This is a genomic window from Pseudoflavonifractor sp. An184 (assembly GCF_002160305.1).
Classification (GTDB): domain Bacteria; phylum Bacillota; class Clostridia; order Oscillospirales; family Oscillospiraceae; genus Lawsonibacter; species Lawsonibacter pullicola.
Genome location: NZ_NFKI01000002.1, coordinates 143,132 through 163,456 on the forward strand (window position 1 = coordinate 143,132; position 20,325 = coordinate 163,456).

22 protein-coding genes and 1 tRNA gene are annotated in these 20,325 nt (G+C 64.6%); 1 reads left to right on the plus strand and 22 read right to left on the minus strand.

Features of this window, described 5'->3' with window-relative positions:
- Positions 1 to 7 precede the first annotated feature (7 nt).
- The 22 genes from B5F19_RS01680 to B5F19_RS01785 form a co-directional block, all read right to left on the minus strand.
- Entirely contained in the window at positions 8 to 1,471 is a 1,464-nt protein-coding gene (locus B5F19_RS01680; protein ID WP_087287071.1) for a proton-conducting transporter membrane subunit, read from the minus strand.
- Positions 1,472 to 1,519: 48 nt separating this feature from the next.
- Positions 1,520 to 2,992, minus strand: coding sequence for a proton-conducting transporter membrane subunit (locus B5F19_RS01685; RefSeq protein WP_087287074.1), 1,473 nt, complete (start codon positions 2,990 to 2,992; stop codon positions 1,520 to 1,522).
- A gap of 36 nt (positions 2,993 to 3,028) precedes the next feature.
- The gene (locus tag B5F19_RS01690; RefSeq protein WP_140394138.1) at positions 3,029 to 4,516 is read right to left on the minus strand and encodes a proton-conducting transporter membrane subunit; all 1,488 of its coding nucleotides are present in this window, start codon (positions 4,514 to 4,516) and stop codon (positions 3,029 to 3,031) included.
- 37 nt (positions 4,517 to 4,553) lie between these two features.
- Positions 4,554 to 4,937 carry a cation:proton antiporter subunit C gene (locus B5F19_RS01695; protein WP_087287080.1) on the minus strand — a complete coding sequence of 128 codons (384 nt, stop codon included), beginning with the start codon at positions 4,935 to 4,937 and terminating at the stop codon, positions 4,554 to 4,556.
- A complete protein-coding gene (gene mbhE / locus B5F19_RS01700) occupies positions 4,934 to 5,962 on the minus strand; it encodes a hydrogen gas-evolving membrane-bound hydrogenase subunit E (RefSeq protein ID WP_087287083.1) in 1,029 nt (342 codons plus the stop codon). Before mbhE ends, B5F19_RS01695 begins: the two co-directional genes overlap by 4 nt.
- The gene (locus tag B5F19_RS01705) at positions 5,952 to 6,212 is read right to left on the minus strand and encodes a hydrogenase subunit MbhD domain-containing protein (RefSeq protein ID WP_087287086.1); all 261 of its coding nucleotides are present in this window, start codon (positions 6,210 to 6,212) and stop codon (positions 5,952 to 5,954) included. The genes mbhE and B5F19_RS01705 overlap by 11 nt, the downstream gene beginning before the upstream one ends.
- Positions 6,209 to 6,538, minus strand: coding sequence for a monovalent cation/H(+) antiporter subunit G (locus B5F19_RS01710; protein WP_140394139.1), 330 nt, complete (start codon positions 6,536 to 6,538; stop codon positions 6,209 to 6,211). Before B5F19_RS01710 ends, B5F19_RS01705 begins: the two co-directional genes overlap by 4 nt.
- Positions 6,535 to 6,840 carry a monovalent cation/H+ antiporter complex subunit F gene (locus B5F19_RS01715; RefSeq protein WP_087287092.1) on the minus strand — a complete coding sequence of 102 codons (306 nt, stop codon included), beginning with the start codon at positions 6,838 to 6,840 and terminating at the stop codon, positions 6,535 to 6,537. Before B5F19_RS01715 ends, B5F19_RS01710 begins: the two co-directional genes overlap by 4 nt.
- A gap of 1 nt (position 6,841) precedes the next feature.
- The gene (locus tag B5F19_RS01720) at positions 6,842 to 7,306 is read right to left on the minus strand and encodes a Na+/H+ antiporter subunit E (protein ID WP_087287095.1); all 465 of its coding nucleotides are present in this window, start codon (positions 7,304 to 7,306) and stop codon (positions 6,842 to 6,844) included.
- A gap of 229 nt (positions 7,307 to 7,535) precedes the next feature.
- Entirely contained in the window at positions 7,536 to 9,221 is a 1,686-nt protein-coding gene (recN, locus tag B5F19_RS01725) for a DNA repair protein RecN (protein ID WP_087287098.1), read from the minus strand.
- A gap of 24 nt (positions 9,222 to 9,245) precedes the next feature.
- Entirely contained in the window at positions 9,246 to 9,695 is a 450-nt protein-coding gene (locus B5F19_RS01730; protein WP_087287101.1) for an arginine repressor, read from the minus strand.
- Entirely contained in the window at positions 9,692 to 10,564 is an 873-nt protein-coding gene (locus B5F19_RS01735) for an NAD(+)/NADH kinase (protein WP_087287104.1), read from the minus strand. The genes B5F19_RS01730 and B5F19_RS01735 overlap by 4 nt, the downstream gene beginning before the upstream one ends.
- A complete protein-coding gene (locus B5F19_RS01740; RefSeq protein WP_242972658.1) occupies positions 10,561 to 11,373 on the minus strand; it encodes a TlyA family RNA methyltransferase in 813 nt (270 codons plus the stop codon). Before B5F19_RS01740 ends, B5F19_RS01735 begins: the two co-directional genes overlap by 4 nt.
- Positions 11,363 to 13,222, minus strand: a complete 1,860-nt coding sequence (gene dxs / locus B5F19_RS01745; protein ID WP_087287107.1) for a 1-deoxy-D-xylulose-5-phosphate synthase — start codon at positions 13,220 to 13,222, stop codon at positions 11,363 to 11,365. Before dxs ends, B5F19_RS01740 begins: the two co-directional genes overlap by 11 nt.
- 44 nt (positions 13,223 to 13,266) lie before the next feature.
- Positions 13,267 to 13,722, minus strand: a complete 456-nt coding sequence (locus B5F19_RS01750; protein WP_087287110.1) for a divergent PAP2 family protein — start codon at positions 13,720 to 13,722, stop codon at positions 13,267 to 13,269.
- A 25-nt stretch (positions 13,723 to 13,747) separates the two neighbouring features.
- Complete coding sequence (locus B5F19_RS01755; protein ID WP_087287113.1) at positions 13,748 to 14,629, minus strand: polyprenyl synthetase family protein; 882 nt, start codon at positions 14,627 to 14,629, stop codon at positions 13,748 to 13,750.
- Between the two features lie 3 nt (positions 14,630 to 14,632).
- Complete coding sequence (gene xseB / locus B5F19_RS01760) at positions 14,633 to 14,869, minus strand: exodeoxyribonuclease VII small subunit (protein WP_087287116.1); 237 nt, start codon at positions 14,867 to 14,869, stop codon at positions 14,633 to 14,635.
- Between the two features lie 419 nt (positions 14,870 to 15,288).
- Positions 15,289 to 15,789 carry a hypothetical protein gene (locus B5F19_RS01765; RefSeq protein ID WP_087287119.1) on the minus strand — a complete coding sequence of 167 codons (501 nt, stop codon included), beginning with the start codon at positions 15,787 to 15,789 and terminating at the stop codon, positions 15,289 to 15,291.
- A 1-nt stretch (position 15,790) separates the two neighbouring features.
- Positions 15,791 to 17,080, minus strand: a complete 1,290-nt coding sequence (xseA, locus tag B5F19_RS01770) for an exodeoxyribonuclease VII large subunit (protein WP_204248283.1) — start codon at positions 17,078 to 17,080, stop codon at positions 15,791 to 15,793.
- A complete protein-coding gene (locus B5F19_RS01775; RefSeq protein ID WP_087287122.1) occupies positions 17,077 to 18,021 on the minus strand; it encodes a DNA-binding protein in 945 nt (314 codons plus the stop codon). The genes xseA and B5F19_RS01775 overlap by 4 nt, the downstream gene beginning before the upstream one ends.
- A 3-nt stretch (positions 18,022 to 18,024) precedes the next feature.
- The gene (nusB, locus tag B5F19_RS01780) at positions 18,025 to 18,537 is read right to left on the minus strand and encodes a transcription antitermination factor NusB (protein ID WP_087287125.1); all 513 of its coding nucleotides are present in this window, start codon (positions 18,535 to 18,537) and stop codon (positions 18,025 to 18,027) included.
- A gap of 257 nt (positions 18,538 to 18,794) precedes the next feature.
- Positions 18,795 to 19,745 (minus strand): cell wall hydrolase, encoded by a 951-nt coding sequence (locus B5F19_RS01785; protein WP_087287128.1) that lies wholly within the window; start codon positions 19,743 to 19,745, stop codon positions 18,795 to 18,797.
- A 352-nt stretch (positions 19,746 to 20,097) separates the two neighbouring features.
- Between B5F19_RS01785 and B5F19_RS01790 the strand changes: the two genes are divergently transcribed.
- Positions 20,098 to 20,171 (plus strand) — tRNA-Gly (locus B5F19_RS01790).
- The last annotated feature ends 154 nt before the right edge of the window (positions 20,172 to 20,325 follow it).

Below are 20,325 nucleotides of genomic sequence, written 5' to 3' on the forward strand. Positions count from 1 at the left end.
TTTTCCGTCATACCCCCAACAGCAGGGAGACGGTGCGCTCCAGAACGCCCGCCCCCAGGCCCAGGACCACCGACCCCGCAGACAGCACGGTCAGGGGAACGGTCATCCGCCAGCAGGGGTCCTGCCGGGCCCGCTTGGGCACCCGGACGGTGAGCTGCCGGTTCTGCCGGGGGAAGAAGGCCAGCAGAACGATCTCCATGAGGTACAGGGCGGTGAGCAGGGCGGACACGATGAGGGCCGCCGCCCCCAGATAGCCGATCCACTCCCCCATGCCCACCGCCGCCGTGGCCAGCAGCCACTTGCTGGCGAAGCCCGCCAGGGGCGGCACCCCCATGAGCCCCAGGGAGGCCACGGCAAAGGTGCCGAACACCACCGGCATGAGCACGCCGCACCCCTCCACATCGGGCACAAAGTCCCGGTGGAGCTTGTAGTGGACGGCGCCCACGCCGAAGAACAGGGTGATCTTCAGCACCGCGTGGACCACCATGTGGACCATGCCGGCAATGAGCCCCGCCGTGGTGAGGGTGGCGATCCCCAGGAGGATGTAGGACAGGTTGCTGACGGTGGACCAGGCCAGACGGCGCTTCAGGTGCTTGGTGCGCAGGGCCTTGGAGGAGGCGTAAACAATGGTGAACACGGCCGCCCCCATGGCCAGATACTGGCACCAGCTCCCCCGGAGCAGGTCGGGGCCGAAGCCGTACCAGGTGATCCGGGCCACCGCGAACACCCCCGCCTTCACCACCGCCACCGCGTGGAGCAGGGCGGTCACCGGCGTGGGGGCCACCGAGGCCCGCAGCAGCCACTTGTGGCCGGGGAACACCGCCGCCTTGACGCCGAAGCCGAAGAATCCCAGAATATAGGCCATCCGCAAGGTATTTTCCTTGCTGGCCGTCACCGTCACGCTGCCCCCGAACTGGAAGAACCAGGCCCCGTGTTCGATCATCAGCACCATGGCAATGAAGCCCAGGGCGGCCCCGCACATGGAGTAGGTCAGATACACCCGCCCGGCATACCGGGCCTTACCGTCCATGTGGTGCATCACCAGGGGCAGGGTGGCCAGGGTGAGCAGCTCATAAAAGAGGTACATGGTCAGCACATTGGCAGAGAAGGCGATGCCCAGGGTCACACCAAAGCTGCTGAGGTAAAAGACAAAGAAGCGGTTCTCGCTCCCCTCCCGGCTCATGTACTCCACCGCATACAGGCTGGCCAGGGGCCACAGCACCGACACCAGGGCGGCAAAGATACAGGACAGGCCGTCCACCTGGAAGGCGATGGTCAGCTTCTCCCCCATGGACAGGAGCACCAGAGGGTCCTCCCCCCGGAGGGTGAACACCGCCGCCAGGGCGCACGCCGCCGTCAGGCAGGCAGACCCCACCACAAAATTCTGACGGGCCGTCCGGTCCTTGGGCCGCCAGGCGGCCAGGGCTCCCCCCGCCAGCATGGGCAGGGCGATGGCCAACAGCATCCACATGGGCTGATTCACTCCTCTCCGGTGGATTTTTATTGGGCGGACCGCTGGTCACCCCTGGAACATGGGGCTCACGATCCCCTCCATCAGCGGGTCCAGCACCCCGGGGAACATCCCCAGCAGCACCACCGCCGCCGTCAGCAGGCACAGGGTGATCCACATGAGCCAGGTGTTCTGCTGGCGGACCACCGACTGCTGGTCAAAGTCTTTTCCCGGGAAAAATGCCCGGACCACGATGGGCAGCAGGTACCCCGCCGTCAGCAGGGCGGACGCCATCAGCACGCCGATACCCCAGAAGGCCATGGGGCCGGTCTCCGCCGCCAGGGCACCCTCCGCCAAAAACCACTTGCTCACAAAGCCGCCGGTGGGCGGGATGCCCACCAGGGACAGGGAGGCCAGGGTGAAGCACCACATGGTGATGCTGTATGGGCCGCCGATGCCCCGCAGCTGGGACACCTGGGTCAGGTGGGTCTGATAGATGATGGCGCCGGTGGCCATGAACAGGGCGTTCTTGGCGATGGCGTGGAACACCGCCTGATAGATGGCCCCCTCCAGGGCCAGAGGGTGAAAGAGCATCAGCCCGAAGATCACATAGGAGACCTGGCTCACCGTGGAGTAGGCCAGACGCTTTTTCAGGGTGTCCTCCCGCAGGGCCAGGGAGGAACCCATGAACACCGTGATGAGGGAGAGCACCAGCACGGCGGCCTGGGCCCAGGAGCCGTCCAGGAAGGACCAGCCGAACAGGTAGTACGCCACCCGGATCAGGGCCAGCACCCCCATCTTGGTGATGAGGCCGGACAGCACCGCCGAGGCGGGGGCGGGCGCCACCGGGTGGGCGATGGGCAGCCAGGCGTGGAGGGGGAACATCCCCGCCTTACAGCCGAAGCCGACCGCCATCACAAAGAACACCAGCAGCAGCAGCTCCCGGTCCTCCCCCGCCCACAGGGCGTCCAGCACCCCCCCGGGGGTAAACAGGTCGGTGGTGCAGTAGCCCTGGAGGACGAACAGGCCCAGCAGGCCCAGCCCGGCCCCTGCCACCGAGAAGCCCAGATAGCGGTAGGCCGCGTCCAGGGCCTTCCGGGTGCCGATGTGGAGCACCAGGGGGACGGAGAGCAGGGTCATCATCTCGTAAAACAGGTACAGGGTGACCAGATTGCCCGCGAAGCACACCCCCATCATGGCCCCCAGGGTCATCAGGTAGAAGCCGAAGAACCGCTCCCGGTGGCCCTCGTGGTTCATGTACTCAAAGGCGAACACCGCCACAGCCAGCCAGACGGCGCAGATGAGCAGGGAGAACAGCCGCCCCAGGGCGTCCGCCTGGAGCACCAGCCGCACCCCTCCCGCCAGGGTCAGGATCTGGGCGGGCTCCGCCGCCCGCGCCCCCAGGACAGCCACCAGCGCCAGCTGGACGGTCAGGAGGAGAAAGATGACCCGGCGGCGGGTCTTTAACGTATGAATGCCCAGCACCCCCAGCCCGCCTAACAGCGGGAACAGGATGGGCAGCAGCAGCCAGCTTCCCGGCATCTTCTCACCTCCTCCCAGCGTATTTTGCCGTTACGTTCAAAACAGGGCGATTCCCTGCTGGAGCAGCTCCCAGACCGGGCCGAAGGCGGTCCCCAGGAACACGTTGCCCGCCAGCAGGACCACCAGGGTCCCCTTCCCCGGCTTGTCGCTCCAGTCCCACACCAAAGGCTGCTCCTCCCCCGCCCGCTTCCGGCCCCAGATGGCCAGGATGGCGGGGATGTAGTACATGGCGTTGAGCACCGAGCTGGCCGCCAGCCCGAACAGGGCGGGGAAGGTCTGCCACTCCGCCTCCAGCGCCGCCCCGGCGATGCAGTATTTGGCGGAAAAGCCCGCCAGCAGGGGCAGTCCGCACAGGGACAGCCCCCCCACGGTGAAGGCCAGCCCCCCCAGAGGGGCCAGCCGGGCCGCTCCCCGCAGCTCCCCCCAGTAGTGGCCGCCGGAGGCCCGGATCATCTCCCCCGCCCCCAGGAAAATCATGGATTTGGTCATGGCGTGGGCCAGGATCTGATAGCAGGCGGCGATCAGCCCCTCCGTGCTCCCCAGCCCTAAGGCCAGGAAGATGTAGGAGATCTGGGCCGAGGAGGAGTAGGCGATCATCCGCTTGACCTCCTCCTGCCGCAGGGCGGCCACCGAGGCGAACAGCATCCCCGCCAGCCCCAGCAGGAACAGCAGGTCGTCCATGCAGATGCTCACCAGCAGGGCCGGGCTGAACACCCGCAGGATCAGCTTTATGATAATCACCAGATAGCCCTTGAGCACCAGGCCGGACAGAATGGCGCTGGACGCGGTGAAGGTGCTGGCGTGGGCGTCGGGCAGCCAGGCGTGAAAGGGGAACTGGGCGCTCTTGATGGACAGACCCAGGGTCATCAGCAGAGCGGAGACCACCAGTGGGATGAAGTAGGTCCGGCTCTCCGCCAGGGCGGCCACCGCCCCCTCCAGGCTGTCAAAGAGCAGGTGCCCGGTGATGCTGTACAAAATGGAGATCCCCAGCAGAATGAGGCCGGACCCCAGACAGCTGAACATCAGGTACCGGATGGCCGAGAGGATGGAGCGGCCGCTCTCCCGGGCGGCCACGGCGATACAGGCGGTCACCGCCGCGATCTCCACGAAGACGTAGGCGGTAAACAGGTCGTCGGTGTACACCATGGCCAGCAGCGCCCCGTACAGCAGCTGCATGAGCAGGCAGTACCACCCCAGCTGGTCGGAGCGCAGGGACTCCCTCAGTTCCCGGGCCCCGCCGGTGAGGGAGAGCACCATCACCAGGCTGAAGGTCAGGGCCAGCGCCGCCTCCAGGGGACCGGCCCGGAGCATGTTTCCCCACGGGGCGGGAAAGTGGCCCATCTGAAAGGTGAAGCTCTCCCCGGCCAGGCTCAGCTCCGCCAGAAGATAGGCCGAAGCCGCCGCCGCGGCCAGCTGCACCCCCCGCACCAGATTCAGGGCCCAGCGCCCATTGCGGAGCAGAGGGACCAGGATGGCGCTGACCATGGCCAGAAGGATGCTGAGAAACGGGATATTATAGGACAAGGACAACGGCTTTCCCCCTCTCTCCTTGCAGCAGGTTTCAGTGATCGTTCTTCTCCCCGCCCTCCCGGGCCAGCATGAGAATCACGTCCAGATTCAAACTGTGGTACTTCCGGTACAGGCGGTGGGTGAGGGCCAGAAACAGGGCCGTGGTGCTCACCGCCACCACGATGCCCGTGAGCACCAGCCCGCCGGGCACCGGGTTGACGTAGGCCTCCGCCGCCGCTCCCGGCTCCACCATGGGGGCCTTCCCCCCGTCCACATAGCCCATGGCCGCCAGGAACAGAAAGACCGCCGTATCCATCAGGTTCATGCCGATAATCTTTTTGATGAGATTGGGGTGCAGGAACAGGGTGACGAAGCCGATGCTGAACAGCACCACCGCCGCCACATAGTACCGCTGCTGCAGCAGCGTCTCTATCATTCCGTCTCCTCCTCTCCCGGCAAAAACAGGGTATAAAAGGTGTACATAGTGCAGGCCACGATGATCCCCACGCAGATGTTCAATGGCAGGATCAGCCCGCCGCTGAGCAGCTCCCCCGGGGTCCCCTTGGGCACGTCCCAGCCCACATGGTTGCCCCCGGTGAAGAAGGAGTACCCCTTCATCACCCCATAGGCCAGCAGGCAGGCCGCCGTCAGAACCGTGGTCCGGCGGCCGGGCAGCAGCTGCTCCATCCGCTCCTCCCCCAGCACCAGGGAGGCCAGGATCAATCCTGCCCCCAGCACCGCGCCCCCGGAGAAGCCGCCCCCGGGGCTCAGGTGGCCGTTGAGGACCACATAGACGCCAAAGAGGAGGATCACCGGCAGCAGGGACCGCCCCAGCAGGCTGGTGAGCTGGTCGGGCCCCCGGTAGGTGCGCAGATGCCGTCTGGGGCTGTTCAGCAGCAGAATGGTGCTGGAGGCCGCGGCAAAGAGCACCGCCGACTCCCCGAAGGTGTCGAAGGCCCGGTAGTCCAGAATCATTCCGGTGACCGCGTTCACCGCCCCGGTCTCCTCCGTCCCCCGCTCCAGGTAGCGCTCCGACACCTCATTGAGGGCGGGAGCGGACGGGTCGCCGAAGGCGGGCAGCTCCAGGGCCACCACCAGAAAGACCGCCGCCAGCACCAGCGTCACCGCCACGCTGAGGACCCAGTACAGCTTGATCTGCTTTTTCAGCCGGCCGGGGCGGTGTCTGAGGGGCTCCTGCCCCGTCAGATCCGGCGGGACCGGGTCCGGGCTGTGGGGCGCCGGGGCGGTGTCCGGGATCAGCCCCTTGGCCCTCCGCTCCTTCCAGCGCATGAGGCGGTAGGCCCCGAAGTCCATCTCCCCGTGGGCGTCCATGTACTCCAGATACTCCTGAAACTCCTGCCGGGCCGGGTCCTCGGGCCCCTCGGGGCCGTCGGCCTCCTCCCCGCCGGCCCAGCGGAGAAAGCGCTCATACAAGCTCTCTCTGGTGGGATCAGTCTTCATCCCGCTCCATCCCCTTCAATCCGTTGATCTTCCGCAGGGTGAGGAAAAACAGCAGGGTGGTCACCCCGGCCCCCACCGCCGCCTCGGTCACCGCCAGGTCGGGGGACTCCAGCAGGAACCACAATAGGGACATCACCGCCGAATAGGCCATAAAAATGATCACCGACGACACCAGCCGCCTGCACAGGATGGCGGCGACGGCGCAGAAGATCAAAAAGGCCAGCAGCAGCACCTCCAGCAAAACCGTCACAGCTCCTGTTCCCCCTCTCCCGGCAGCTGGTCCGGGTCCAGCTCCAGCCCGGTCAGCACCTCCATGCGGGCGATCAGGTGGGCGGCCACCGGGTTCACCGTCCACAAAATCACCGCGGCCAGAATCAGCTTGGCGGAGTGTACCGTGAACCCGCACAGCACTAGCAGCCCCGCCGTAATCAGAAACAGCCCCAGGGTGTCGGCCAGGGCGCTGGCCTGGAGCAGGTCCAGGGTCCGCCGGAAGCGGAACAGCCCCACGGCGGCGATCACCACCACCAGCACCCCCAGGGCCAGCAGAAGCATTCCAATTCCCGTCCGCAGCGTCACGACTTCTTCCCCCTTCTCCTCTCCCGGTGGCGGCGCACTGAGATGCGGCTGAGCACCGCCACCGCCAGCAGATTCAGCAGTCCGTACAGGATAGCCACGTCCACCAGGTAGGACGCGCCCAGCACATAGGACAGGATGCACACCATCAGCACCACCACGGTGCAGATCAAATTGAGGGCCGCCAGCCGGTCAGTGTACCGGGGCCCCCGCACCGCCCGGATCAGACAGAGAAGCATCACCGCCGTGAGGATACACAGCAGCACAATCAGCACGTCCCGCAGGACCGGCGTACATTCCGCCATCTCACTTCTCCTCCCAACGGCGCAGTTTTTGGACGAAGCCGCACTCCGACAGCCCCGCGGCAAATTCCTGATCCATGGCGTAGACGCACAGCCGCCCGTTTTTCAGGGAGACCGTGATGGTCCCCGGGGTCAGAGTGATGGAGTTGGCCAGCAGCATCTGGTGTCCCGGCTCCTTCAGCCCGGACTGGAACCAGGTGAGCTTGGGCGCCCCCTTCCGCCGTTTGGGGAAGAGAATCCGGCCCATCACCTGGAGGTTGGCCCGCAGAATTTCCCAGGCCAGATAGAGGATATAAAAAACCGCCCTGGAGAAGCGGTCGATCCGGCCTGCTCCACCCATGGGCGGCAGCTGTAATAGACGGTAGGAGGCCCAGGACAAGACAGCCGAAATCACCACTCCGGCCGCAATCACCTGCAGATTCAGGCTCCCGTTCAGTACGATCCACACCAAAAGCAGCAGAACAAACAAGGGCCTCGCTCCTCCTCCAGGGTGCTCCGCGCATCAGAATTCAGAGACGCGGGCCTTTTCTTAACGAAATTATTATATCAGGCGCATTTGTAGAATGCAAGTGAAATGCAATTTTTTCATCCCAATAATTCTTTTTCTGACTGACAAAAATATTTTGTGGAGGCGCTCTCCGGCTCAACAAAAAGCGGACCGCGCCCCCTGCTCTGAGCGGCGCGGTCCGCGTTTATGATTATACCTGTTTCTGCTGCTCCGCCTGGCGCAGCAGCTCCTCGGCGCTCTCCAGCAGGGAGGGCGTGATGGAGGCCCCGCCGATGAGGCGGGCCAGCTCCTCCCGGCGCTGGGAGCGGTCCAGCCGCTCCAGCCGGGTGTAGGTGCGCCCCTCCCGCTCCCCCTTCTGGACGGAGAAGTGGGTGTCCGCCATGGCGGCGATCTGGGGCAGGTGGGTGACGCACAGCACCTGCTTGCCCCGGGCCACCTGGGCCATCTTCTCGGCCACCTTCTGGGCGGCCCGGCCGGACACGCCGGTGTCCACCTCGTCAAAGACCAGGGTGCCGATCTGGTCCCCCTCGGCCAGCACATTTTTCAGGGCCAGCATGATCCGGGCCAGCTCGCCGCCGGAGGCCACCTTCTGGATGGGCTTCAGGGCCTCCCCCAGGTTGGCGGACATGAGGAACTGCACCTCGTCCAGACCGGTCTCGTCCATCCCGGCCTCGCCCCCCTTGGGGGTAAACTCCGTCTGGAACTGGACCTTGGGCATGTCCAGCTGGCGCAGCTCCTCCTGGACCCGCGCCTGGAGGGCCCCGGCCGCCTCCCGCCGGGCCTGGGACAGGCTCTCGCCCCGGCGCGCGGCCTCCTTTTGTGCCTTCTTCAGATCTTTCTCCAGCCGGGCCAGGGTGTCGTCGGCGTACTGGATCTGGTCCAGCTCCTTCCGGCACCGGTCCAGGTAGGCCAGCATGTCCTCCACCGTGGGGCCGTACTTCTTCCGCAGGCGGTAGAGCAGGTCCAGCCGCTCCTCCACCTGGTCCAGCTCCCCGGGGGAGAAGTCGAAGGAGCGGCTCAGGTCCCGCAGGGTGTCCGCCGCGTCGTCGGCGGCGCACCGCAGGGCGGTGAGCTTTTCGGACAGTTCCCCCAGCTCCGGGCTGATGGAGGACACCCCCTGGACCTCCCCCTCCGCCTGGGCGATGAGGGAGCAGGCCCCGTCCCGGTCCTCGTCTCCGGACAGGGCAAACTCCGCGCTCTGGACCGCCTCCATGAGCTTGCCCGCGCTGCGCAGCAGGGTCCGCCGGGCGGAGAGCTCCTCGTCCTCCCCAGTCTTCAGCTGGGCCCGCTCCAGCTCCTGAATCTGGTAGTTCAGGGTGTCTACCCGGCGGGAGCGCTCCGCCTCGTCCATCTGGAGCTTGTCCATCTCCCGGCGGATGTCGTGCCACTTGCGGTAGGCCTCCTGATAGTCCTCCAGCAGAGGCTGGCACCCGCCGAACTGGTCCAGATAGCCCAGGTGACTGGCCGGGTCCAGCAGCTGCTGGCCGTCGTGCTGGCCGTGGATGTTCAGCAGCTGCCGCCCCAGCTCCCGCAGCTGGGCCACCGTCACCAGCTTTCCGTCGATGCGGCACACGTTCCGGCCGTCCCCCTGGAGCTCCCGCTGGAGGAGCAGATCCTCCTCCCCGGTGGGGAAGCCGTTCTCCTCCAGCCAGGGCAGGGGGGGCACCTGGGTAAACACCGCCGTCACCAGGGCGGACTTGGCCCCGGTGCGGATGAGCTCCCGGCTGGTGCGCTCCCCCAGCACCGCGCCGATGGAGTCGATGACGATGGATTTGCCCGCACCCGTCTCGCCGGTGAGCACGTTGAACCCCGGCTCGAACCGAATGTCTGCCGACTGGATGAGGGCGATATTTTCAATGTGAAGCAGGGAAAGCAAAGCTGTACTCCTCCTCTCTCCCGGTCACTTTAAGAGCTTGTGGACCTCCTGGTTGAAGCGCTCCGCCGCGTCGTTGTCCCGCATGATGAGGATGCCCGTGTCGTCCCCGGCCAGGCTGCCCACCATGCCGGGAATCTCCATGCTGTCCAGGGCGGAGCAGGCCGCCGAGGCCAGCCCCGGCATGGTGCGCACCACCACGATGTTTTGAGCCCGGTCCACCGAGGTGACTCCCTCTTTGAAGATGTTCCGCAGACGGGCGTCCGAGTCGGCCAGCCCCTTCCGCTCAGAGGAGGCGTAGCGGTACCCGCCGCCGGAGAGTTCCTTCACCAGCCGCAGCTCCTTAATGTCCCGGGAAATGGTGGCCTGGGTGGCGGAAAAGCCCCGAGCCTTCAGCTCGTCCAGCAGCTGCTCCTGGGTCTCCACATCCACCGCCTGAATGATGTTTAAGATCTCCGCTTGACGCGCGCGCTTCATGGGGTGTATCCTCCTAACTTCTGGTTGATGATCTCATAAAAGCTCCGGCCGGACAGCTGCACCAGCTGTGTCTTGTACCGGGACCGGGTGATCTCCACCCGCTCGCCACCTGTCAAGCGGATCGCTTTGCCGCCATCCACCGACAGATACAGGTGTTTCCGGTTCCCCCGTGGCAGCTGAACCACCACCCGGCGGTTCGGTTCCAGCACCAGCGCCCGGGCCGCCAGCTGGTGAGCGCACACCGGCGTGACGATCAGGCACTGGGAGGAGGGCTCCACAATGGGCCCCCCCGCCGACATGGAGTAGGCGGTGGAGCCGGTGGGGGTGGCCACGATCACCCCGTCCCCCATGATCCGCTGGACCATGGTCTGGTCGGCCCAGACCTCCACCTCGGCCACCCGGGCCATGGACCCCTTGGAGAACACCGCGTCGTTGAGGGCCAGGTCCTGGCTCACTGGCCGCCCGCCCCGGAACACCTGCACGTCCAGCATCATCCGCTCCTCGGTGACAAAGTGCCCCTGGGCCAGGGGGACCAGCAGGGAGAGCTCGGTGCGCTCCAGCTCGGCCATAAAGCCCACGCTGCCCATGTTCACCCCCAGGATGGGCACCCCGTGGAGGGTGGCATCCCGGGCGGCGTGGAGGATGGTCCCGTCCCCGCCGAAGCAAACCAACAGGTCGGCCCGGGGCAGCTCCTCCTCCAGCTGGCGGAGGGAGAGGTTCCGGGGCAAATCCAGCCGGTCCCCCTTCCGGGGAACAAAGGGGAGACACAGCACCGTCTCCGCCCCAGCCTTCCGTAAGATCCGGTCGGCCTCCAGGGCGGTGCGCAGCCCCTTGTCCCGGTATGGATTGGAGCTTAAAATGATCCTCATGCCCTGTCCCCCTTGTCCAGCTCGTGGGAGGCCTCCACCAGCGCCTTCAGGTCGCCGCCGTAGGCCGGCCCCGGCTGGGTGGACAGATAGCCCAGGTACTCAATATTGCCCTCCGGCCCGCGAATAGGGGAAAAGGTAATATCCTTTACAGTAAATCCTCCGTGGGCGGCGTGCTCCAGGAAGTGCTCCAGCACCTCCAGGTGGACCGATGCATCCCGGACCACGCCCTTCTTGCCCACCTTGTCCTTTCCGGCCTCAAACTGGGGCTTGATGAGACAGACCCCCTCGCCCCCCTCCTTCATCAGGGGGCGAACCGCCGGAAAGATCAGGTTCAGGGAGATGAAGGACACGTCCACCGAGAAGAAGTCCAGAGGCTCCGGAATCTGTTCCCGGGTGAGGTAGCGGGCGTTGGTGCGCTCCATGCACACCACCTTGGGGTGGGTGCGCAGCCGGTAGTCCAGCTGATTGTAGCCCACGTCCACCGCGTACACCTTTTCCGCCCCGTTCTGGAGCATGCAGTCGGTAAAGCCGCCGGTGGAGGCTCCGATGTCGGCGCACACCGCCCCCTCCAGCCGGATGGGCCACAGCTCCATGGCCTTCTCCAGCTTCAGGCCCCCCCGGCTCACATAGGCCAGGGTCTTGCCCCGGACCTCAATGGCCGCGTTCTCCGCCACAGGGGCGCCCGCCTTATCCACCTTCTGTCCGTTTACATAGACCTGTCCCGCCATAATGACGGCCTGGGCCTTCTGGCGGCTCTCCGTGAGCCCCCGCTCTACCATGGTCACATCCAGCCTCTTTTTACTGCTCACGGCCCAGCACCTCCATGGCCCGGCGGAACAGGCTGTCCCGGTCCAGGCCCAAGCTTTTTTTCAGCAGATCCACCGCCCCGTGGGTCACATAATCCCGTCCGCAGCTGACCAGGGCGGTCCGGGCCTGGACGCCCGCCGCCTCCAGAGCGGCCAGCGTCCGCACACCCACACTCCCCTGCTCCACGCACTCCTCGGCCACCAGGAGATGGCCGGTTCTGCGGACAGACTCCAAAACAACAGATGTTTCAAGAGGTGTAATGATATTCCACTTGACAACCTCAGCCTGGATTCCCTCCTGAGCCAGCCGGTCGGCCGCCCCCAGCAGCTCGTTGAGCTCCGTACCGTAGCCTGCCAGCGTAATGTCAGTTCCGGCGCGGAGGACCACCACCGGCTCCGGCCCCGAGTCCCCCCGGAACTCCCCCTGGCCGCCCCGGGGATAGCGCACCGCCACAGGCCCGGAGACCCGGCACACCGCCTCCTCCAGCATCCGGTCCAGCTCCGCGAAGCTGGCCGGAGCGTAGACGGTAATCCCGGGGATGCTGTCCAGATAGGCCACGTCGAACACCCCCTGGTGGGTCTCTCCGTCCTCCCCCACCAGGCCGGCCCGGTCCACCGCCAGTACCACATGGAGGCGGTCGATGGCCATGTCATGGAGGAGCATGTCGTAGCTGCGCTGCAAAAAGGTGGAGTACACCGCAAAGACGGGCACCGCCCCCTGCTTGGCCATGCCGGCGGCCATGGAGACGGCGCAGCCCTCGGCGATGCCCACATCGAAGAACCGCCCGGGGTAGGTCTGAGCGAAGCCGTCCAGTCCGGTCCCCCCCACCATGGCCGCAGTGAGGGCGCAGATGCGGGGATCATTCCGGGCCAGCCGCACCATGGTCCGGCCAAAGACGCTGGAGAAGGTCTCTCCCGACGCTTTTTTCGGTTCCCCTGTCTCGGGATGGAAGGGGGACACGCCATGGAAGGCGTCGGGGTTTCGCTCCGCAGGTGCAAACCCTTTCCCCTTTACAGTTCTTACATGGAGCAGGACCGGCTCCTTCAGGCTGACGGCGTAGCGGAGAATTTTGGTCAGATAGGCCACGTCGTGGCCGTCCACCGGCCCCAGGTAGGTGAAGCCCATGTTTTCAAACATACTGCAGGGCAGAATACTCTGCTTCAGAGCCTTCTTCACGCTGTGGGTCACCCGGTAGAGCTTCCGTCCCAGCCAGAAGGAGCCCATCACCTTCCGGTACCCCTGCTTGAAGCTCAGGTACTGGGGTTTGAGCCGCTGGCTGGCCAGATGCTGGGCCACCGCCCCCACGTTCTGGGCGATGGACATGCCGTTGTCATTGAGGATGACCAGAAGCTGTCCCCGGTACTGTCCCCCGTTGGACAGGCCCTCATAGGCCAGGCCGCCGGTGAGGGCCCCGTCGCCGATGAGGGCGGCCACTATATTGTCCGCCCCCATCACATCCCGGGCCTGGGCCATTCCCAGGGCCACCGCCACCGAGTTGGAGGCGTGTCCGGCAATAAAGGCGTCATGGACGCTCTCGCTGGGCTTCGGGAATCCGGCGATGCCTCCGAACTGCCGCAGAGTGGTCATCTGCTCCCGCCGGCCGGTAAGCATTTTGTGGAGGTAGCACTGGTGGCCCACATCGAATACCAGCCGGTCCCGGCTGGTATCCAGCACCCGGTGCAGGGCCACCGTCAGCTCCACCGCCCCCAGGTTGGAGGCCAGATGCCCCCCCGTCTGGGACACGTCCCGGATCAGCTCCTCCCGAAGCGTCCGGCACAGCTCCGCCGCCTCCTGGTCACTGACCGCCCCCAGGATGGGACTGCGTTTTGTTTTATCCAACTGTTCCTGCAAGAAAATCCCTCACATCTCTAAAGGCTCCCGGTCCCCCGGCCGGTTCACCAGATCATCGGCCCAATCAGTCCGATGGCGGTGCCCAGCAGGGCCCCCATAATCACCTGAGGCAGGGTGTGCCCCAGGTGCTCGTTGAGCTTCTTTCCCTGAAATTCCTCCGGGAGGTCGGCCCAGTGCTCCCGGACATAGTTGAGGACCTTGGCCTGCTCTCCCGCCGCCCTTCGCACATTGCAGGCGTCGTACATCACCACCAGGGCCACCGCCGCAGACAGGGAGAACAGAGGGTCCCGCCAGCCGCAGATCTGGCCGATGGAGGCGGTGGCGGCACAGATGAAGGCGGAGTGGGAGGAGGGCATGTTGCCGCTTCCCACCATGCGCTTCAGGTCCAGACTGCGGTTGACCACCAGATTGATCAGGGTCTTCAGCAGCTGCGCGATGAACCAGGCAAAAATGGCCAGATCCAAGGTCAGATTTCCCGTTAAAAAGCCGGCGTGATCCATTGTGTCCTCCCTTCGGCGCGCTGTCTCATTTTCTCCGCTGGGCCAGGCTCTGTGCCAGCTGGATCAGAAACTCCGGCTGGTCAAACCCTTCCAAAGCCGCCTCCGCCTGATCGGTGAGCCTGTGCACCAACGCGTGGCTCTCCTCCAGGCCCAGAGCGGTGACAAAGGTGCTCTTTTCGTTGACCTGGTCCGAACCTGTGGGCTTTCCCAGCTCCTCCGCCGTCCCTGTCACATCCAGAATGTCGTCCTGGATCTGAAAGGCCCGCCCCAGGCACTGGGCATAGGTCCGCACTGCCGCCCGCTGTTCCGCCGTTCCTCCGGCGGCGATGCAGCCCAGTTCCGCCGCCGCCGAGATCAGGGCGCCGGTTTTCAGGCTTTGGAGCAGCTCCAGCTCCTTCCGGGTGAGGGCGCGGCCCTCTCCGGCCATGTCCAGGGCCTGTCCTCCCACCATGCCCTCGGGTCCCGCCTCCTTGGCCAGGCAGGCGACCGCCTCCACCACCCGCTCCGCCGGAAGCTTGGCCCCGGCCAGAGCCTGAAAGGCGGCGGTGAGCAGGCCGTCTCCCGCCAGGATGGCGGTGGCCTCTCCATAGACTTTATGGTTGGTGGGCCACCCCCGGCGCAGGTCGTCGTCGTCCATGGCGGGCAGGTCGTCGTGGATCAGGGAGTAGGTATGGATCATCTCCACCCCGCAGGCAAAGTTCAGGGCGGCCTCCGGGTCCCCGCCGCACAGGCGGCAGCACTCCAGAGTGAGCACCGGCCGGATGCGCTTTCCCCCCGCCAGGAGAGAGTACTCCATGGCCTCGGTCAGGTCGGCGTACCGGGCACTGTCCTGAAACTGGGCGTGGAGGGCGGCCTCCACCGCGCTCTGGTCCTGTTTCAGCTGCGTCTCAAACTGTTCCCAGTCCATCGGTTACTCCTCCCCCTGGAAGGGCTGCTCCTGGGGCTGGCCATCGGGGCCGGCGGTGAGCAGCTTCACCTTCTGCTCCGCCTCGTCCAGCTGGGCCGAGCAGGTCCGCAGGATGGCGGCTCCCTCCTCAAAGAGGGCCATGGCCTGCTCCAGCGGGGCGTCGCCCCGCTCCAGCAGACCCACGATCTCCTCCAGGCGGGCCATGGACTGTTCAAAGGTCAGTTTCTTCTTAGTGGGCATGGGGGCCACATCCTTTCTTGGGTTTTTCTCGTTTCTGAGGGGGATTTCGCCGCCTGCGAGCGGCGACCTACTTTGCCCATGGCGGCAAAGTAGGCAAAACGCCACCGGGGACGGCTCCGATGAGCACTTCGTGCTCATAGTCGCCTTTCCCCGGACCCCATTACGGGGGACGCGTACCTGCTGGATTTTGCAGCATTTCCGGCGCGCAAAATCTGAGCGGCTGGTCTGAATTCCCGCCGGGCCACTGGGCCCTGGGCTTGTAAAAATTAGAACTGGTGTGGTTTAAGAACTGCGCCTGACTCTGCCGAGCCAACGCTCCCGGTCCGGTTTCCGCCGTAGGGGCGGCACACTGGGCCGCCCGTTCCGCGGGAACCTCCCCTGCGGGGCGGAGGCTTATCCCCGCTCCCGGTCCAAGCCACTCATACTGCGGCGTTTTCGTATTCGCTTCGGAGCCGCGAAACCACAACTTGTTCTGCCCCAGATGAATACGCTGTCTCCAGTACATCCAGGTTTTCAGAAAACTCATTGGAATCTGCATACCAAGAGGCGGCCGCCAAAGCAGTATGTTCACAAAGGATCTTCTGCTCTTCTTCCGGCAGGAGGGACACATAGGTCACCCAAGTGCGCGGCGCCTCCACAAAACGACAGTATAACTGGTCGAATCCGTCCTCAGCGAAAACCCCGTCCGCACCCAGGCAGTATGCCGCCAGCTTATCCAGAGGATAACCATCTAAATCCGTCAGATCATCATAGGTAATCCCAAAATCCTCTGGAGCAGTGCTCACCATGGACCAAACGGGGGTCTCCTCCCGCCAATCCGGCCCCTCCACCGTGGTCAACGGTTCCTCCGTCCCCTGGCATCCGGCCAGCAACAGGACGGCTCCAAGAAGGCATCCAAACCAGTACCCGTTCCGTCTCATTTCAATACTCCTCCCGTTCCGTCTCTTCCACAGTACATTTCAAACTTCCATCGGAGAGGCGCAGGGAAAACCGCTCGCCGGGCTGAACACTCCTGACAGAGGAGATCACCCTTCCGTCCCCCTTCTGGGCGATGGAGTACCCCCGTCCCAGCACCTTCAGCGGGCTCATGGCGTCCAGGGCGGCGGCCAGGCGGGCAAAGCGCTCCTGCTTCCCGGAGAGGCACTTCTCCAGCCCCCGGTGTAAATCCTTATCCAGGGCGGCAGAGCGGACCCTCAGCTGAAACAGCCGGCCCGTCATGCTGCTCCCCAGGCGCTGGGACAGGTGATCCAAATAGAGGTTTTTGTCCTGAAAATAGGCCTGGGGCTCGGTCATCACCCGGCTCTTGGCCAGACGCTCCAGCCCCTGCCGCTCCCGCAGGAGCCGGTGGCGCATCGCCTGTTCCAGCCGCCGCCCCGCCCCCAGGAGGGAGGCGTACACCTCGTTCTGGTCGGGCACCGCCAGCTCGGCGGCGTTGGAGGGGGTGGCCGCCCGCAGGTCGGCGGCAAAGTCGGCAATGGTCACATCGGGCTCGTGGCCCACGGCGGAGATCACCGGGATATCAGAGTCATAAATGGCCCGGGCCACGACCTCCTCATTGAAAGCCCACAGGTCCTCCATGGAGCCGCCCCCCCGGCCGGTGATAATCAAGTCGGCCGCCTGGTGGAGGTTGGCCCAGCCGATAGCGGCGGCAATCTCCTCCGCCGCCCCCTCCCCCTGGACCCGCACCGGGAGGACATAGACCCGGGCCATGGGCCACCGGGCCCCTAAAATTCGGAGCATGTCCCGCACCGCCGCTCCCGCCGGGGAGGTCACCAGGGCAATCCGTCCCGGCATTCTGGGAATGGGCTTCTTGTGGGCCGGGTCGAAAACTCCCTCCTGGAGCAGGCGGGCCTTCAGCTGTTCAAAGGCCACCGCCAGATCCCCCGCCCCCTCCGGGGTCAGGCGGACGCAGTAGAGCTGGTACTGCCCGTCCCGGGGAAAGACGGTCACCCGCCCGGCGGCGATGACCTGCATGCCGTTCTGGGGCTGGAACCGCAGGGAGGCCGCGTCGCTGCGGAACATGACGCACCGCAGGGCCCCCTCCCCGTCCTTCAGGGTGAAGTAGTGGTGGCCCGAGGGGTAGCGCTTATAGTTGGACAGCTCTCCCCGCACCAGGAGGCCGGACAGCAGCCGGTCCCGGTCCATAAAGCCCTTGATATACTGCCCCACCTGACTGGGGGTGAGGATGGTCTGTTCGCCTCTTGCGTTCACACTCTCCGCCCCCTCTCCAGGGCCCGCCAGGTGAGGACGGCCGTCCCCATGGCGTTGTCGGTGGAGAACTGGGGCTGGGCAAACAGGGCTCCGCAGTTCTGCCGCAGCAGCTCCTTCAGCCGTCCGTTGGAGGCCACCCCCCCGGAGCACAGCACCGGCAGGCCGGGGTACTCCTCCATGGCGGCCTTGGTGCAGGCCTGGACCACCCGGCAGACGGTCTCCTGGGCAAACCAGGCGATCTCCGCCGGCTCTTCCCCTCTCTGGACCATCTGCCGCACCTTGTTCTCCATGCCGGACAGGGAGAAGGTGAGGCCGTTTACCTTCACCTTATAATATTCCCGCTTTTGCGCCTGGCGGCTGAGCTTCTCCACCCCTTTCCCGGCGGGGAAGGACAGGCCCAGCAGCACGCCGGTGCGGTCGATGAGCTGCCCGGCGGAGATGTCGCTGGTCCCCCCCAGGATCTCCGCCCGGACGGCCACTCCGTCCTCCTCCGGCTCCACCCGGAGCAGCTCGGTGGTGCCCCCGGACAGGTGCCAGGCCAGGAAGGGCCGGTCCAGCAGGTCCAGCCGGCCGGCGGACCAGGCCGCCGCCGCCAAATGCCCCTGCTGATGAGAGAATGCGTAAAAGGGCACCCCCAGCACCTGGGAGAGCACCTGGCCCTGGGAGGCTCCCGCCAGGAAGCAGGGCATATAGGAGCCCTCCACCGCCCGGGGGCGGGTGCTGGCCCCCACGGCCTGGACGGTCCCCAGGCCCTCCTCCCCCAGCAGCGCTTCCACCACCTCCGGCAGGTGCTTCACATGCTGAAAGAGGGCGTCGCTCTGGCGCAGGCCCAGCTCCCCCGGACGCACCTCCAGCAGCCGTCCCTGATTCCGGCCCCTCTCCCCGTCAAACACGGCGGCGGAGGTGGTGTAGTTGCTGGTATCCAGCCCCAATACCGGCATGGTTCAGGCCTCCCCGCCGGGGACTTCCTCCCCGCCGGCCTCCGGCTCCGCCTGCTCCCCAGCGGGCTCATCCGGCAGCTCGGTGCGGACAAAGGTGCCCAAAATTCCGTTGACGAAAGAGGCCACCTCCTGGGGCTCGTACTGCTTAGTCAGCTCCACGGCGGCGTCAATGGCCGAGGCGTTGGGCACATCGGGCATATACAGCACCTCATACATGGCGGTGCGCAGGATGGCCCGGGCCATGCGGGGAATCCGGCTCAGGGACCAGCCCACCGCGTAGCGGCTGATGTAGGCGTCCAGCTCCTCTCCGTGGGCGTAGACCCCCTCCACCAGGGCCCGGATATATTCCCGCTGCTTTTCATTGGGGTATTGGGCGTACAGTGGGGATTCCTGTCCCAGGGCCTCAAAGCGCTCCCGGCTGAGCTCACTTTTCAGCACCTCTTCCGCGCTCCGGGTCCCAAATTCCAGCCCAAATACCAGATGTACCGCGATCTCGCGGGCATTGTTTCTTGTCATGTTTTTTCCTCCGTCCACCGGGTCCTGTGATAGTCTTGTCTCTGACATTATACAGCCTGCGCGGTAAATCCGCAAGCCTCGGCCGGCTTCCGCTCCGGCCTCTCGCTCAGCGCCCGCGGGAGATTCCGCCCGGCGCCGCAGATTCAGCAGAGATTATTATATACATGAATATACAAAAAAGAAACCCCTAAAATCCACAGTCCGTGAATTTCAGGGATTTGCTTCTTCGTACCTTATGCCGCGGGAACGGCTCCCGATCAGGCGTAGAACCGGTGCCCGCCGATGACGGCCACGCAGGTCCGATTTCGGGAGGCCCAGCTGTTGGCCGCGGAATCAAAATAGAGGGCGTTCTTTACTTCCTCCACCACGCCGCCGTCCAGCACCAGCTTGGCCGCGATCACGCTCTCAGCGTTGGGGGTGCTGCGGGCGATGTGGCCGCTCCAGTAGGTGGTAAACTGGTTCTTCTGAGCCAGCACTCCCTCAATGGTGCCGGGGAAAGAGGGGTGCTTCACACGGTTCATGACCACGTTGCCCACCGCCATTTTTCCCTCCAGGGGCTGGTTCCCGCTCTCGGTATAGATGACCCGGGAGAGCCAGAACAGGTCGTCGGCGTTGTAATACTGCTCCCCGAACTTGGCCGCGCCGCTCCCGCGGGTCACCGCAGTGATGCCGGTAGACCCATTCCAGGTCAGAGAACCGTCAAACGCCTTTACCAACGCGGAGAGGGGTACCATCACCTGTCCGTTTTCAATCTGGATTCCCTCCGGGGCGTAAAAATACCGGTTGTTGACGGTGAGGTATAAATTTCCGACCGTAGCCTTCAGTACCAGTTTATCATTGTGTACCGTCGCTGTACGCGTTCCTGCGTCCCACTTGCTCAGAATTGTGGAGTCCAGACATTTGGACATGGGAACCAACGCCACATAAGTCGTATCGCCCCGGTAGGTCTTTGCCACATCTGTGGAAACAGGCTGACCATCCACTGTTAAAGCGGGGTCCACCTCCTCTACCTGGGACAACACACTCTCCCCGGACACAGCGGATGCAGGCTCCGCCTGCTCCTCCGCCCCCACCCGGGCAGCTGCTGTCTGCACGGACTCGGAACCGCTCTCATCTACCAGAGCAGCGGAGTCCTCCTCCACGCCGGCTCCCATGAGAAGAAGCACGGCAAAGGAGCTGATCAGCAGCGAACACAGCTTTCGTGTCATTGTCTTCACTCCTATGGTTACAAAATTATGTCAACAAAAGTGACAGCAAAAGCAACTGTTTGTTACTTTTGTTACCACATTGTAACTAATTCACCTCGTCAATACAAGGGCAATTTTCACTATACTTTCTGTGAATTTCTTGTGTATTTTTTCTGACATGTATGAAAATAACCTGTTTATCTCCAAAATTATAACTTTTTCGCGAAGTTTTTGCCATTAAAACTGTACAAAGCATTTTCGCCGCAGAGGCCTCTCCTCCCGTCCTCCCGCTGCGGAAAAACCGCGCCCTGTGACGAAAAGTTTTTCTTGCATTACCTTGGCATTTATGCTATATTAGATAAGCAATCGACACGCAGGTGTAGTTCAATGGCAGAATGTCAGCTTCCCAAGCTGAACACGAGGGTTCGATTCCCTTCACCTGCTCCAAAAAGAAAGACATGACCTTTGGTCATGTCTTTCTTTTTGGGTTCCGGCCGCCGGAGGCGGCCTCCACCCTCTGGGATTTCAATGCTCGGGGCGGCAAAGCCGCCCCTGCGCCAAGGTTTTCGCCTGCGGCGAAAACGCTTGTACGGCGCACCCG